Origin of the sequence: Leucobacter chironomi DSM 19883 (assembly GCF_000421845.1) — a bacterium.
GTDB lineage: Bacteria > Actinomycetota > Actinomycetes > Actinomycetales > Microbacteriaceae > Leucobacter > Leucobacter chironomi.
In genome coordinates this window covers 16,001-28,845 of sequence record NZ_ATXU01000013.1, presented here as the reverse complement: position 1 = coordinate 28,845, position 12,845 = coordinate 16,001, and the positions used below count along the sequence as shown (strand labels likewise).

The following is a 12,845-nucleotide window of genomic DNA, read 5'->3' as shown; positions in this document are numbered from 1 at the left end:
GCGGAACCGCTCAGTGGGACGCGGCCGAGACGTCGGTGCCCTTGGGCGTCATCACGAACACGGCCGCGGCGACCGCGAGCATGATGATCCCGCCGGTGATCCCCGTCGCCTGCAGCGAGTGGGTGAACGCCACACCGGCCTCGTGGGCGAGCGCCGGGATCCCGGCCTCATCGGCGATCGCCACCGCGGCGCCGAGCGATGCCTCGGCCTGCGCGCTCAGCTTCGCGTCGAGCCCCGCGAGGGCGCCGCTCGCGACGAGTTCGGCCCGGTACATGAGCGCGGAGATGCTGCCCAGGATCGCGACGCCGAGCACGGCGCCGAGCTCGTACGAGGTCTCCTCGAGCGCGCCGGCGTTGCCCGCCTTCTCCTCGGGGGAGCCGTGCATGATCATGGCCGATCCGATCGCGAGCGAGCCCGTGCCGGCGCCCACCAGCGTCAGCGCGATCAGCACCGTGAGGGTCGACAGCGTGCCCGGCTGCAGCGCGATGACGAGCATGCCCACGCCGGCCAGGGCGACCCCGCCTGCGAGCACCGCGCGGGCGCCGAAGACGCGGGCGAGCGGGGGAGCCGCGAGTGATGCGATGGCACCGGCGATCGCGATGGGGAACAGGCGCACCCCCGCTTCGACCGGTGTCGCACCGTCGACGAGCTGGATCCATTGCGCGATGAGCAGCAGAGCAGCCGCCATCGCGAACATCGACCCGAGTGCGGCGACGATGCCCGCGGAGAACTCGCGGTTGCGGAAGAGACGCAGTTCGAGCAGCGGCGAGTCGCTGCGCACGCAGCGCACGATGAACCAGGCCAGCAGCGCGGCGCCGGCGGCGAACGCCACGAGCGCCTCGGGCACGAGGAAGCTCGCCTCCTTGCCGAAGGTCTTCACCGCCCACACCACGAGGGTCATGCCCGCGAGCGAGAGCGCGGCCGCGAGAGCGTCCCAGCGGCCGGGGTGCGGCACCCGCGACTCCGGCAGGATCAGGATGCCGGCGATCACGCCCGCGATCATGAGCGGCACGTTGATGAGGAACGCCGCGTGCCACGAGAAGTGCTCGAGCAGCAGTCCGCCCACGAGCGGGCCTACCGCCGCGCCGAGACCCGACACGGCCGCCCAGATGCTGAGCGCTGTCGCTCGCTCCTTCGGATCGGTGAAGATGACGCGGATCAGCGACAGCGTGATCGGCATGATCATGGCGCCGCCGACGCCGAGCAGTGCGCGGATCGCGATGACCGACTCGGCGCTGTTCGCGAGCAGCACGAGCAGCGAGGCGCCGCCGAAGATCGCGTAGCCCGTGAGCAGCATGCGCTTGCGGCCCCAGCGGTCGGCGATCGCCGCGAAGGAGACGAGCAGGCCCGCGAGCACAAGGGAGTAGACGTCGATGATCCACAACTGCTGATCGGAGGTGGGGTGCAGCTCGGCGGCCATCTCGGGCAGTGCGATGTTGAGGATCGTCATGTCCATCGTGATGACGAGCAGGCTCGCGGTGAGCACGGCGACGGCGGCCCAGCGGCGCGAGCGGCTGAGCGGCGACGGTGCGGACGTGACGGGGGCGGGGGTGGACATGGGTTCGCTTTCGTGTTCGTCGGTCGGGTGGTCGGTTCGTGGGGAGGGTGCTCCGAGGCTGCGGCCGGGTGGCGGATCGCGGGCCGCTGCCGATGGTTCGGTGCGTGGGCCGGGCGAAGCGGGGCGGGCCTGGGGCCGGGTGCCGGATCGGGCCGCTAGACGTGCGGCGTGGCGGGTTCCGCCGGATCCGGCATCGCGCACAGCGCGAGGATGATCCGTTCGAGGTGGTCTCGATCGAGCGGCGCGTCGTGGAGAGCGGCGTGGATCGTGGCCCCGTCGAGATAGACGGCGATGGCGGTGGCGCGCTCGCGGCCGATGTGCACCGCGAGCATGTCGATCACCCGGTCGGTCCAGCGCTGCGCGAGGGCGCGCATGCGTGGGTCGGTGGTGCCCGTGCTCATGAGGGCGACGTCGGCGTGCACCGCGCGCGGGTCGCGGAGGAAATCGTGGATCTCCGAGATGGCCGGTGCGGGGTTCTGCGCGAAGCCCGCGAGCAGCGGCTCGAGCTGGGTGAGCGAGGTGTCGATCTCGTCGGCGAGCTGCTGCAGCGCCGTCTCGCGCAGCTCGTCGATGGAGGCGAAGTACTGCGTGGTGGAGCCGAGGGAGACGCCGGCGCGCGTCGCGATGGCGCGGTGGGTGAGTGCGGCCGGGCCCTGTTCGACGACGATCTCGGTGGCCGCAGTGAGAATCGCTCGGCGGCGGCCCGCGGGGTCGCGGCGTCCGGGCACGGGAGACTCCGTGACGGTGTCGCTCATCGGATCCTCCCCTCGCTCATGGACATCTGTACATGTACTTTTGTACAGGAGTTTCGTTCTGTTGCGCAACTTTGCGGAGTTGCGCGCAGCCTCGCCCAAATGTCCGAGGCTGCCGGTAGCGTGGAACGTACGAAGCGACCGCTGGGTCGCGCATCGAAGGGGAGGAGCCGGCATGGCTCAGATCAGCACCGCAGACCTGTACGACGAACGGGGCGACGAACTGCGATCGGTGTCGTTGCAGTTCCAGAACATTGGCGGGCTCAGCGGCTTCACGGGTCCGGTGCGCACCGTGCGCTGCTTCCAGGACAACGCCCGCCTCAAGGCGCTGCTCTCCTCGCCCGGCGACGGCGCAGTGCTCGTGATCGACGGCGGCGGTTCGCTCGAGACCGCGCTCGTGGGCGACGTGATCGGCAGCCTCGCGGTCGACAACGGCTGGGCCGGTCTCATCGTGCACGGTGCGATCCGCGACCGCGTCGCCCTCGGCACCCTGCCGCTCGGTGTGAAGGCCCTCGGCTCGAACCCCGCCAAGTCCACCAAGACCGGTGAGGGCGAGACCGACGTGCCCGTCGAGATCGGCGGGGTCGTGTTCCAGCCCGGTGCGACGGTGTGGTGCGACGAAGACGGGATCCTGGTCGAGGGCTGAGGCCCCGGCCGGGCGCGAGAGGCGCACATGGGATCGCGGATCCGCTTCCTCATTCCATTCCTGCCGTACGCGGCGATCTCCGTCGTGCACGTCGTCGCGCTCTTCGCGGGCAGCTCGTTCGCCCCGCCCAGCAAGCTCGCCCTGATGCCGGCGCTGGCGCTCGCCGTGCTCTGGGCGGCGGCGGTGCCCGCGGGCGCCGGGGCCGCGGCTTCCGCGCCCGGCGGGTCGGGTTCCGGCTCGGGCGCTCCGAGTGCGCCGCGCGGCGCTCCCGGGGCGATCGCGTTGCTGGTGGCCGCGATCCTGTTCTCGTGGCTCGGCGACGGCGCCGCCACTTTCTTCCCGATGTTCGACGACGAGCTGCCCATGATGCTGCTCTGCTTCGGGCTCGCCCACGTGGGCTACCTGCTGCTGATGTGGCGGGCGCGGGGCGTCGCCCGGCACCGTCTGCCCGCGTGGGCTGCGGTGTACGCGCTGGCGTACGCGGTGCTCATCGTGGTGCTCATCCCGCGCACCGGCGCCCTCACCGTGCCCGTGATGGGGTACGGGCTGCTGCTCGCCGGTACGGCGGCGATGGCATCGCGCTTCGGACCGATCGTGGCCTGGGGCGGGGCCTGGTTCCTCGTGTCGGATGCGATCCTCTCGTTCCGCATCTTCATACCCGAGATGATGCCTGACTGGACGAGCGGCGCGGTGATGCTCACCTACACGCTCGGGCAGGGTCTCATCGCGTACGGGATCGTGCGTGCGCTGCGCGTCAGGTCGCCGAAGCGCTCGGATCCGCGGGAAACAGCCTGAGCAGCTTCTTCGCACCGCGCGTCGCCGCGCCCACCGCGTGCGCCCGGGCCTTGAGCTCGGCGTCGCTCGTGACCACCGTCACCGCGTGATCGGAGGCCGCGAGTGCGGCGGCCTCCGCGACGATCGTGTCGTCACCGAGCCCGGGAGCGTCGACCACCCGCACACGAGGGCTGCTCTCGATGCCCTTCGCGACACCCTCGACCACCATCGTCCACTCCGGATAGGCGCGGTCGAGCCCGGGCACGCGGGTGTCGGGGAGATCGAGGAAGCCGCCGCGGATCCCGGCGGCGTCGAGCGCCAGATCCTCGAGCCGGTCGCGCAGGCGCTCCGCGGCGCCCCGACGATCCCGCCACCAGCCATCGGGCACCGACCCGACGACGTTCGCGGCGTCGACCACCACGGCGGGACGCGCCACGAGCAGCGGCCGCAGCAGCTGCCAGCTCGCCGCGAATGCGGGATGCAGCGGCAGCCGTTCGACCTCGCCCACCGGCACCCAGGCGAGCGCGTGGCTCTCGGGGTCGGTGATGCGGGGCGCGAACGGGGTCGCCACGTCGGCGATGAGGGTGGTGTAGGTCCAGCCGCCGCGGTCGAGCACGTGCGTGTAACGGGGCGTCACCGAGTCGTCGGGCACGCCAGCCTCTTCCTGGGACTCGCGGATCGCGCCGTCGATCGCGGACTCGCCTTCGTGGCGCGCGCCCCCTGGGATGCCCCAGGTGTCTCCGTGATCGCTCCACGTGACGCGGTGCTGCAGCAGGATCGCGTCGAGCGAGCGGTCGTGGGCGAGGAGGCCGGCGGCGCCGAAGCGGCCCCAGTAGCGTTCGCCGTCGGTCGCCGTGACCCACGCGTCGCCGGCATTTCGGAGATCGCTCATGGTGTCAGCGTAGCGGGCGGTCCTGGGCGCGTTCGTGGCGGCTCTTCCGTGGCGGCCGCGTCGGGGAGAGAATGAGGTATGAGCGAGAACCGGAGTGCCGTGACCGTGCTGACGGAGGACGAGTGCTGGGAGCGGTTGGCATCGCAGCGCGTGGGCCGGCTCGTCACGAGCGTGGGCGACGTGGTCGACCTCGTGCCGATCAACTTCGTGGTCGACGACGGCACCGTGGTCTTCCGCACTGCACCCGGCAACAAACTCGCCGAACTGACGATCAACCACGCCGTGCTGTTCGAAGTCGACCAGATCGGCGAGGACTCCGGGTGGAGCGTCGTGCTGCGGGGGAACGCGCGGGTGCTGGAGACCGAGGCTGAGACCGCCGAAGCCGAGACGCTGCCGCTGAAGCCCTTCGTGCCGACGCCGAAGCCCACCTTCGTGCGTATCGAGGTGCAGTCGATCGGCGGCCGCGATTACCGCTTCGGGGAGGAGCCGCGCCGCGAGGACCAGCAGGAGGGGTAGCGTCTGGTGCATTTGCGGCCGTGGTCATTTGCGATCCCAAAGTATGGGTAAGATAGAGGGGTTGCTTCGCGAAGGCGCAGTAGCAACGGGCTGTGGCGCAGCTTGGTAGCGCACTTGACTGGGGGTCAAGGGGTTCACCCCCTCCGGTCGGCCCGAACAACTGAAAATTGAAGCCACGGGATGTGGCGCAGCTTGGTAGCGCACCTGACTGGGGGTCAGGGGGTCGCAGGTTCAAATCCTGTCATCCCGACAGAAAAGCCCTGATGAGAAGCCATTTTCATCAGGGCTTTGTCATGTCCGTCGACGGGTTTTTGTTGGTCCCCCTCTGGTCCCCTCGCCACCGCATCGTTGCCGTCCCGCAGACGTCGGAGACCGTATCTGGCTCTCTGGAGGTCGTTGTCTGTGGATAAGGGGACCAAAAGGGGACCAGAGCCTCCGATCGCGGCTCCCGGCTACCTGTCACAGTGACCTCGAGGCCTCGCGCCGGCTCGGTCTGCCGGCCTTGGCGGATCGGGCAAGGAAGGCGTTCGCCTGTTCGGCAGCGGAGGCCAGATGGCGGTCGTCGGGGTGCAGGTATCCGCGTGTGGTCTCGACGGAGGCGTGGCCGAGGATGTCCTGGAGGACGTGCAGCGGGATGCCTGCGTCCGCCATCCATGTCGCCCCGGTGTGCCGGAGGCCGTGCCGGGTAAGGTCGGGCAGGCCGAGATCGCTGACGATCTGGTCCCAGTTCGTCGCGTCCCGCACGGTCGCGGTCGTGAGAGCACCGCCCTTCGGGCCGACCAGCAGCCGATCCTCGGGCTCCTTGCGTTCCGCGAGGCGTTCCAGGATCGGGCGGAGCGGGTCGAGGATCGGGACGCGGCGTTCTCTGCGGCCTTTGGTCTGCTTCGTGATGAGCCCGCCTTTGCCGGGGTAGGTCTGCCGCGCGATCACCACGATGTTCTTGTCGAACCGGACGTCACCGGCCTGAAGGCCCGAGACCTCGGAGGAGCGCGCTGCGAGGAGGGCGGCGAGCATGACGAAGTCGGAGTACGACTGGTGGACCTTCCCGCAGGCTTCAGCGAGCGTCGTCAGCGTTCCCATGTCCGGGATCGCATGGGCGCGTGGGGAAGCATCCTCCGCAGGCTGGAGACGGAAGGCATTGCGGTTCAGGCTGCGCTTGGCACGGTTCTTCGCGGGGTTGATCGGGATGAGCCCGTCGCGCACTGCTTCGTCGAGGACCCGCACGAGAGGTGCGATCGAGTTCTTGATCGTTGACGCCCCATGCCGTTTCTCCCAGGCATCGATGGTGCGGTCGATGATCCCGGCGGTGATCTGCGTGACGGGTAGGTGCCCGAGGGCAGGTAGCACGCGGAGCTTGAGCCCGTACCCGTAGGTCTCCCCGGTGGAGGTGGGGTCGAGGCCGCGCGCCCATCGGTCGCCGATCGTGGTGACGAACTCGGTGAGCGTCATGGACACGTCCATGCCCTTGGCCGATGACTGCCGCAGCGAGTCGAAGAACTCGTGCGCTGCAGCCTCGTCAGCGACGATCTCGGAGCGGATGATGCGGCGTTTGCTGATCGGGTCCGTCCAGCGGGCACGGGCGCGGATGCCGTAGGAGCGACGTTCCAGGTCGGTGGAGATCCTCACGCCGACCGGAGGCACCGGCTTCGGTTGCGCGTGCGGGAGCGGCTCAGCCTTCCGGGGCATGGCTGTGCTCCAGCCCCGCCAGCCAGGCGTCGACCGCGTCGATGCGGTACCGGGCGATCCCGCCCAGCCGCAGGAACGGCGGCCCCTGACCAGCCGAACGCCACCTCGACAAAGTCGACTCGGACACCTTGAGATAGGCGGCGATCTCGCGACTGTCCATGAGAGGGGAGACCACGATCGTGCCGCCGGTATCGCTCATGCGACTTCTCCGGTGTTCGGGTTGAGCCCGGCATAGAAGTCGTCCTCGGCCTGGCGGCGGGCGGCGACATCGTCGAGGACGAACTGCACGAAGTCCTGATCCCGGTGAGCGATGATCGTGTCCTCGACCGGGCCTGCCGGGTCCTCGCCGGGCCAGGTGGTTTGCCGGGTCGGGCGGTCTCGGTCGAGACGGGTTCCGGAAGCGGCGACCCAGTCGCGGAGCCGCTGGCGGGCGTCGGCGAAGTCGCGATGCCAGCCCAGCGGGGCGGAGCCGTTCTGCTCCGGGTCGTAGGCGGACAGCCAATGCAGGTGCAGAGCGCTCAGCTCCCACAACAGCTCCGGGTGGCGGTGCCAGAACGGCGGAACCACCGAAGCAGGCAGCCCGTAGGTGCGGCGCAGCCAGTCGACCCAGCGGTTCAGTTCCAGCCACTCGGCCTCCGCTTCCTCGCTGGTCAGGAGGTTCCAGTTGATCGGGTGCGGAGGCTCCGGGATCAGCGGCCCGTTGAACTCCTCGGACTCCTCGTCCAGGTCCGGCTCGTCGGTCTCGGGGGCGGTGTCGTTCTGGTTCATCGCGGTCACCGCCGTTCAGAGCCCGAGCGCCGGGGCGGTGCCCGAGCTCTCTCGATGAGCTGCGCCGGCCGCCTGTCCCACAGGCTCCTGCGTCGTGGCGGGCTGGCGGCGGGTGCGGTCGACCTCGTAGCTCGTGCGGGCGAGGTCGTGGCCGAGCTTCTTCGCGACGAACTCCTCGGACTTGACCACCTCGCCGTCCGGAGCGGTCCGGTCGTACTCGCGGGTGTAGCCCTCGGCGACGAACTTGTCTCCCTTGGCGAGCCGGTCGTGGGCGCGCTCGGCGGTCTTCTTGAACGCCACGAGGTCGTGGAAGGTCGTCTCGGTCTGCGTGAAAGACCCGTCCGGCTCCTTGCGATAGTGCTCCTGCCCGATCTTGGCGTAGAACCGGGCATCGCCCCGCTCCGTGTAGGTGAGCTGCGGGTCGGAGGCGATGAACCCCGAGACGGATTCCTGCGTGTGGAGAGCCATTGGACTGCCCCTCTTTCTGACATCGGCGGCGACCCCACGATGGGGCCGCTCTGTCAGGCAGGTGCGCCCGGCGGCTCCTCCGAGCGGTGCTGCAGCGTCGCCTCGATGTCGGCCCGGTCGTCGCGCAGCTGTTTCGCGTCGGGCCGGTCGGTCCAGGTCCGCATCCGGGTGACGATGGGTGGTGCGGAGCGCAGCAGCACCAGTGCAGTCCCGAACGGGAGGGTGCGGATCGTGTCGGGCGGCATGATCGGCACGCGGCGGATGGAGCGTTGCGCGGAGCGGGAGCCGTGGTCTCCGACCGTGGTGGAGTCGGTCACCTCGTCGCGCTCGCCGATGAGCGTGGTGAGGTCGTGCAGGTCCTTGGAGTTCGACGCTCCGCCCAGGACGATCTTGACGATGGAGGCGTCCCAGATCGCGCCGGCCGCGTTTTCCGACCACTTCTCCCGCGCCTGCGCGAGGCTTTGGAGGACGGGCATCGTCGTGATCCCGGTTCCGCCGCCCTCAGCCATGAGCGTCGGTAGCGACGGCAGCGGGGCGAGGTTGCCGACCTCATCGAGCGCGAGCAGCAGTGGCGGGTCGAGGCGGGCGCCGGGGCTGGTGGCGGCGAGGCGGCGGGCAGCTTCCACGACGTCTTCCACGAACGCAGCCACCAACGCAGCGGAGTTGTTGGCGCCGGCTCCGGTGGCGAGCAGGTAAAGGGTTCCTCGGTCGCGGAGGAACGCTTCGGGGTCGAAGTCCTCGTCTTCGCGCGGCGATACGGCGTCGAGCACGCGCGGGTCTGCCAGCGCGGCCAGGGCAAGCGAGACGCCTTGCCAGATGGAGTCGCGGGTTCTGGGGTCGGAGTCGATCATCGCCTGCAACGAGTCCGCCCACCCAGTCGCGGCTCGCGGGTTCGCGGTAAGGATCGCGACCGCGTCCGCGGCGGCGGAGGGGTCGAGGGTCCAGCGGAACAGTTCCGAGGGTGGCCGGTGGTCGAGGGCGGCGGCGTGGAGTAGCGCTTGGAGCGCGGTTCTCGTCTTGCCCTCCCAGAACCCGCCGCCCTCGACCCCGCCGGCCGAGAGACCGGTGCCGGCGGCGAGGCCGGTCGCCCGGATCATCGCCGTCAGCGGGTCCTCACACCCGCGGATGGGTGACCACCTGAGCCCGGCGGGCAGGCCTTCGGCGAGGTGCTGCGGGTCGAACACCGCGACCGGGCCGATCTTCTGCCGGGCGCGGAGGGTCGCGGTGAGGTTGTCCGGGCGGGTGCTCGTCGTGACGACTGCGCCAGGGCCGTCCAAGATGGCGTTGATGACGATGTGGGCACCCTTGCCGGAGCGGGGCGGGCCGATCAGCAGGATGCTGTCCTCGACGGACGCCCAGACGCTCGTGCCATGTGAGGCGCCGATCCGGTAGCCGACATCCTCCGGCCGCGGCTGGTGGAGCGAGGGCCGCAGGTGACCGGCCCGGCGCAGCAGCGCCGCCTCTGAGGCGGCCTTGGCGACTTCGCTGCGGGTGGCGATCCCGGCGATGCGGTAAGGGTCCGTCTTCACGCGGCGGCCGTGCTCGCGGAAGAACCGCCACGCCCACCAGCCGGCCACCCCGGCGCCGAGGACCAGCAGACCGGCGGTGATCCAGTACGCGACGACGTTCAGGCCAGGAGCGTCGAGCGCGGCAGCGGGGTCGCCGGAGTGTAGCAGCACACCCAGGCCCGCCTCGATCCCGCCGGTGGGCTGGCCGGTCCCGGTGATCCAGGCGGCGACAGACCCGGCGCCGCGGAGGATGGCGGCGAGGACCGCGGCACCGATGAGGATGCCGATGCCGAGGTTGCTCAGCTCGTCCCCGAGCGCCCCCGCGGGCCGGGGCGTGCTCATTCGGGGTGCCCGATCGTGAAGGTGCCGGAGACCCGGCCGAGCAGGATGACCTCGCGGGTCGGGCTCCCGGCGAGCTGTGCCGCCTCGATGATGCCGCGCATGGTGCCATCCGGGGCGGCGTCGCCGTGGGCGATGACGACGGCGATCGCGACGTCCTCACCCGGCACGAACCCCTCCCCGTGCAGCACGACGAGATCCGTCGCCGGTCGGCGGGCCGGTTCCTCCGATGCCGGCTCTGGATCGGATTCGGTGCGGCGGCGCCTGCTCGGGGTGATGATGTCGGTGAACACGGTTCCTTCCGCTTCGCGCACCTCGACCCGCACCGGGGAGCGGCGCAGGTCGGTGAGCTGGTCGAGGACGCGGGCGAAGTCCTCCCGCCGCCACGGCGGCGCGAACGGCTCTGGCTCGAACGGCGCCCCGTCGACAGTGACGGTCATGCGGCCGTCCTCGGCGATGGCGATGGCGACGAGCGGGAGCACGACCGGCACGGGCTCGACACTCCCGTCTCGAGATGCGGGTTCGCCCCAGGATCGCTTGTAGCGGGGCCGGGGCATCAGGAATCCTGCCGATCGTTCGGGATTCCTGAAGGCACGTCGAGATTCCTGAACTCATGGGAATCGCTCGTCATACGGCCGGTGGTGTCGAACGCGGCGAGCTCGGCGGGGTGGAGCTGATGCTGGACGACGAAGCTGCGGTCCTTGATCCGCCAGAGCCCCTGCCCGGTTCCGAGCCCTGGGAGCAGCTTCTGCTCGGTGCCGGTGAGCCCGAGCGCGAGGGCGGTGGAGCCGAGCTGGTCCGGCTCCTGCCGGTACACGATCCGCGTCTCCGCATTCGCCAGCAACGACGAGGCGAGGGCGCGCATCGCGGTCCCGGCATCGCCGACGTTGTCGAGGTCGGAGAGCTTGTGGAAGATGAGCATGTTCGCGATCCCGAAGTGCCGCGCCAGCCTCCACTGGGCGTCCATGCGGCGAAGCAGCGCCGGGTACTGCATGAGCCGCCACGCCTCGTCGTAGATCACCCATCGCTGTCCGCCTGCCGGGTCGGACAGGGCGGACTCCATCCATGCGGACGAGCAGGTCATCAGCACCGAGATCAGCGTGCTGTTCTCCGCGACCCGCGACAGGTCGAGCGACACCATCGGCAGCGACGGGTCGAACCGCACAGTGCTGGGCCCGTCGAACAGGCCTTGGAGGTCTCCAGCGACGAGCCGACGGAGCGCGTGGCCGACGAGCCGGCCATCTTCCGCGAGCCGGCCGTCCTCGTCGTCGACGCGGCTGGGGCTGAGGATGCGGTCGACGACCATCGGCAGGATCGGGACCTCGGCGCTCCTCACAGCGTCTTGAAGGGCGAGGTCGATCGCGGTGTGCTCCAACGGCGACAGCGCCCGATCCAGCACGGTCTCTGCGAGGGCGCCGATGAGGTCGCGGCGGCGAGAGGCGACCTGCATCGCCCACTCCGCATCCGACACCGCAGACGGCCGGTGGCCCTCATCGAGCGGGTTGAGCCTGTTGCGCAGGCCGTGGCCAAGGATGATCGCCCGCCCGCCGACCGCCTCCGCAACACTCGTATGCTCCCCTTTCGGGTCGCCGGGAACGTAGACCCTGCGTCCGAACGGCAGGCTGCGCGTGTACAGCGACTTCGCCAGGGACGACTTGCCGCTCCCCACGATGCCGGCGAGCACGACGTTCGGCGCCGTGATGAGCCCCCGCTGATAGAGCACCCAGGGGTCGAACACGAACGATCCGCCGCTGTAGAGGTCCTGGCCGACGAAGACGCCCTGGCTGCCGAGGCCGGCTTCGGCCAGGAAGGGGTACTGGCCGGCGAGCGTCGCGGAGGTGTCCTGGTGCTTGGGGAGCCGGAACCGGCCCGGCGTCCGCAACGCCGCAGGTCCCGCCTCGCCGGCGGCGGGCAGGTAGCTCGTGCTGCGGCGTTCAGCCTGCTCCGCCTCCCACTTCGCCCGAGCTTCTAGCTTGCGATGCTGGCGGGCATCGGTCTCGACCTTCGCCGCCGCCTGCCGGCGGGCCTTGCGTGCCCGGCGCCGCTCGCCTTCGGGCCCGACGAGCACAGCGGTGTGCAGGCGGCTGTCGTCCTGCCCGGTCACAGCGCCAGCCCCCGGCCGTGTGCGGAGGCGGTGCCGGGGCGGCGGGTGAACCAGTCGGCCCCGTCTCGCCCCCGACTGACCGCGGCGCCGACTGCACGCGTGGACTTGTGCGCGGCGCGTTCCGCTTCCCGCCCCGACTCCGATGCGGATGCGGAGGCCGGGGCGTCGACGCCGAGGAGTGCCGGATCGCGCATAGTGTCGTGCTCGCGCAGCAGCGAGACGTGCCCGAGGAAGGGGTTGTAGGTGAGCGTGTAGACGTCTCTGGTCGCCACCTTGTCGAGCGCACCTGCCGGGGGCTCGTCGTAGACGTATCCGTTCTCGAGCGCGGCCTGGGTGGTCTCCGCTCCGTAGTCGTGCCCGGCCAGGTGCTCGATCGCTGCATCCGTCCCGTCGCGGTCGATCAGCTCCAGCACCTCGTCGGCCTCGGAGCCTTCCAGGAACACGACGCTGACCCACCGCCTCGCCGGGCCGTCCTCGACGGCAGGTGCTGGGTGCCAGGCGATGCGGCCGGAGTGCTGGGAGGCGGCGTCCAGCCGCCACTCCACGGTGTCCAGCAGGGTGCCGGCCTGGTGCAGCTCGTCGGCAGCCGCGAGAGCCGAGGTTGCGCCAGCGGCTTGATTCCCGGCGTCGTCGTGCGCCCTGGCGCGGGCGTTGATATGGGCGGAGGCGAGCTGGTCGAGCACTTGCCGCAGCGACCTGACGCCGGCGAGCAGCTCTCCGATCACCGGGTAGGTGTCGGCGGGGCTCGCGAACGTCCGGGTCGCGTGGGCCAGGCCCCGCAGCGCGGCGGACGCCTCAGCGGCGTCCGCGAGCGGGTCATCGAAGATCGGCATG

General features: G+C 70.5%; 14 protein-coding genes and 2 tRNA genes. 5 read left to right on the top strand and 11 right to left on the bottom strand.

Translation table 11 applies throughout. The features are described from left to right. Positions 1–10: 10 nt before the first annotated feature. Positions 11–1,558, bottom strand: a complete 1,548-nt coding sequence (locus H629_RS0112695; protein ID WP_024357619.1) for an MFS transporter — start codon at positions 1,556–1,558, stop codon at positions 11–13. 155 nt (positions 1,559–1,713) lie between these two features. Continuing rightward, positions 1,714–2,313 carry a TetR/AcrR family transcriptional regulator gene (locus H629_RS0112690; RefSeq protein ID WP_024357618.1) on the bottom strand — a complete coding sequence of 200 codons (600 nt, stop codon included), beginning with the start codon at positions 2,311–2,313 and terminating at the stop codon, positions 1,714–1,716. Positions 2,314–2,485: 172 nt separating this feature from the next. Here H629_RS0112690 and rraA point away from each other — a divergent pair, with 172 nt between their 5' ends. Both rraA and H629_RS0112680 read left to right on the top strand, forming a co-directional pair. Next, positions 2,486–2,956: a ribonuclease E activity regulator RraA gene (gene rraA / locus H629_RS0112685; RefSeq protein WP_024357617.1), complete on the top strand. Its 471-nt coding sequence runs from the start codon at positions 2,486–2,488 to the stop codon at positions 2,954–2,956. A 27-nt stretch (positions 2,957–2,983) separates the two neighbouring features. After that, on the top strand, positions 2,984–3,751 hold the full coding sequence (locus H629_RS0112680) for a lysoplasmalogenase family protein (protein WP_024357616.1): 768 nt from the start codon (positions 2,984–2,986) through the stop codon (positions 3,749–3,751). On the opposite strand, the gene H629_RS0112675 is transcribed toward H629_RS0112680, so the two are convergent. Then, positions 3,711–4,622: an NUDIX domain-containing protein gene (locus H629_RS0112675; RefSeq protein ID WP_024357615.1), complete on the bottom strand. Its 912-nt coding sequence runs from the start codon at positions 4,620–4,622 to the stop codon at positions 3,711–3,713. The genes H629_RS0112680 and H629_RS0112675 overlap by 41 nt on opposite strands. Before the next feature lie 78 nt (positions 4,623–4,700). Here H629_RS0112675 and H629_RS0112670 point away from each other — a divergent pair, with 78 nt between their 5' ends. The 3 genes from H629_RS0112670 (at position 4,701) to H629_RS0112660 (ending at position 5,388) form a co-directional block, all read left to right on the top strand. Continuing rightward, positions 4,701–5,138 carry a pyridoxamine 5'-phosphate oxidase family protein gene (locus tag H629_RS0112670; protein ID WP_024357614.1) on the top strand — a complete coding sequence of 146 codons (438 nt, stop codon included), beginning with the start codon at positions 4,701–4,703 and terminating at the stop codon, positions 5,136–5,138. Positions 5,139–5,224: 86 nt separating this feature from the next. After that, positions 5,225–5,294 (top strand) — tRNA-Pro (locus tag H629_RS0112665). Positions 5,295–5,314: 20 nt separating this feature from the next. After that, positions 5,315–5,388: transfer RNA gene (locus tag H629_RS0112660), tRNA-Pro, on the top strand. A gap of 209 nt (positions 5,389–5,597) precedes the next feature. On the opposite strand, the gene H629_RS0112650 is transcribed toward H629_RS0112660, so the two are convergent. The 8 genes from H629_RS0112650 to H629_RS0112615 form a co-directional block, all read right to left on the bottom strand. Beyond that, on the bottom strand, positions 5,598–6,587 hold the full coding sequence (locus tag H629_RS0112650) for a tyrosine-type recombinase/integrase (protein ID WP_338034119.1): 990 nt from the start codon (positions 6,585–6,587) through the stop codon (positions 5,598–5,600). Positions 6,588–6,807: 220 nt separating this feature from the next. Beyond that, positions 6,808–7,023, bottom strand: a complete 216-nt coding sequence (locus H629_RS0112645) for a helix-turn-helix transcriptional regulator (protein WP_024357612.1) — start codon at positions 7,021–7,023, stop codon at positions 6,808–6,810. Further along, positions 7,020–7,592 (bottom strand): hypothetical protein, encoded by a 573-nt coding sequence (locus tag H629_RS0112640; RefSeq protein ID WP_024357611.1) that lies wholly within the window; start codon positions 7,590–7,592, stop codon positions 7,020–7,022. The genes H629_RS0112645 and H629_RS0112640 overlap by 4 nt, the downstream gene beginning before the upstream one ends. Before the next feature lie 15 nt (positions 7,593–7,607). Next, positions 7,608–8,060 carry a single-stranded DNA-binding protein gene (locus tag H629_RS0112635; protein WP_024357610.1) on the bottom strand — a complete coding sequence of 151 codons (453 nt, stop codon included), beginning with the start codon at positions 8,058–8,060 and terminating at the stop codon, positions 7,608–7,610. A gap of 53 nt (positions 8,061–8,113) precedes the next feature. Beyond that, positions 8,114–9,910, bottom strand: a complete 1,797-nt coding sequence (locus H629_RS0112630; protein ID WP_024357609.1) for a type IV secretory system conjugative DNA transfer family protein — start codon at positions 9,908–9,910, stop codon at positions 8,114–8,116. Continuing rightward, positions 9,907–10,398 (bottom strand): hypothetical protein, encoded by a 492-nt coding sequence (locus H629_RS0112625; protein ID WP_036085151.1) that lies wholly within the window; start codon positions 10,396–10,398, stop codon positions 9,907–9,909. The genes H629_RS0112630 and H629_RS0112625 overlap by 4 nt, the downstream gene beginning before the upstream one ends. A 65-nt stretch (positions 10,399–10,463) precedes the next feature. After that, the gene (locus H629_RS0112620) at positions 10,464–12,011 is read right to left on the bottom strand and encodes an ATP-binding protein (RefSeq protein ID WP_024357607.1); all 1,548 of its coding nucleotides are present in this window, start codon (positions 12,009–12,011) and stop codon (positions 10,464–10,466) included. Continuing rightward, positions 12,008–12,844, bottom strand: coding sequence for a hypothetical protein (locus H629_RS0112615; protein ID WP_024357606.1), 837 nt, complete (start codon positions 12,842–12,844; stop codon positions 12,008–12,010). Before H629_RS0112615 ends, H629_RS0112620 begins: the two co-directional genes overlap by 4 nt. Position 12,845 lies beyond the last annotated feature (1 nt).

Excerpts from the sequence above, each read along its gene's own strand:
- H629_RS0112695 (WP_024357619.1), bottom strand. The coding sequence starts at position 1,558 with ATGTCCACCCCCGCCCCCGTCACGTCCGCACCGTCGCCGCTCAGCCGC.
- H629_RS0112690 (WP_024357618.1), bottom strand. The coding sequence starts at position 2,313 with ATGAGCGACACCGTCACGGAGTCTCCCGTGCCCGGACGCCGCGACCCC.
- rraA (WP_024357617.1), top strand. The coding sequence starts at position 2,486 with ATGGCTCAGATCAGCACCGCAGACCTGTACGACGAACGGGGCGACGAA.
- H629_RS0112680 (WP_024357616.1), top strand. The coding sequence starts at position 2,984 with ATGGGATCGCGGATCCGCTTCCTCATTCCATTCCTGCCGTACGCGGCG.
- H629_RS0112675 (WP_024357615.1), bottom strand. The coding sequence starts at position 4,622 with ATGAGCGATCTCCGAAATGCCGGCGACGCGTGGGTCACGGCGACCGAC.
- H629_RS0112670 (WP_024357614.1), top strand. The coding sequence starts at position 4,701 with ATGAGCGAGAACCGGAGTGCCGTGACCGTGCTGACGGAGGACGAGTGC.
- H629_RS0112650 (WP_338034119.1), bottom strand. The coding sequence starts at position 6,587 with ATGACGCTCACCGAGTTCGTCACCACGATCGGCGACCGATGGGCGCGC.
- H629_RS0112645 (WP_024357612.1), bottom strand. The coding sequence starts at position 7,023 with ATGAGCGATACCGGCGGCACGATCGTGGTCTCCCCTCTCATGGACAGT.
- H629_RS0112640 (WP_024357611.1), bottom strand. The coding sequence starts at position 7,592 with ATGAACCAGAACGACACCGCCCCCGAGACCGACGAGCCGGACCTGGAC.
- H629_RS0112635 (WP_024357610.1), bottom strand. The coding sequence starts at position 8,060 with ATGGCTCTCCACACGCAGGAATCCGTCTCGGGGTTCATCGCCTCCGAC.
- H629_RS0112630 (WP_024357609.1), bottom strand. The coding sequence starts at position 9,910 with ATGAGCACGCCCCGGCCCGCGGGGGCGCTCGGGGACGAGCTGAGCAAC.
- H629_RS0112615 (WP_024357606.1), bottom strand. The coding sequence starts at position 12,844 with ATGCCGATCTTCGATGACCCGCTCGCGGACGCCGCTGAGGCGTCCGCC.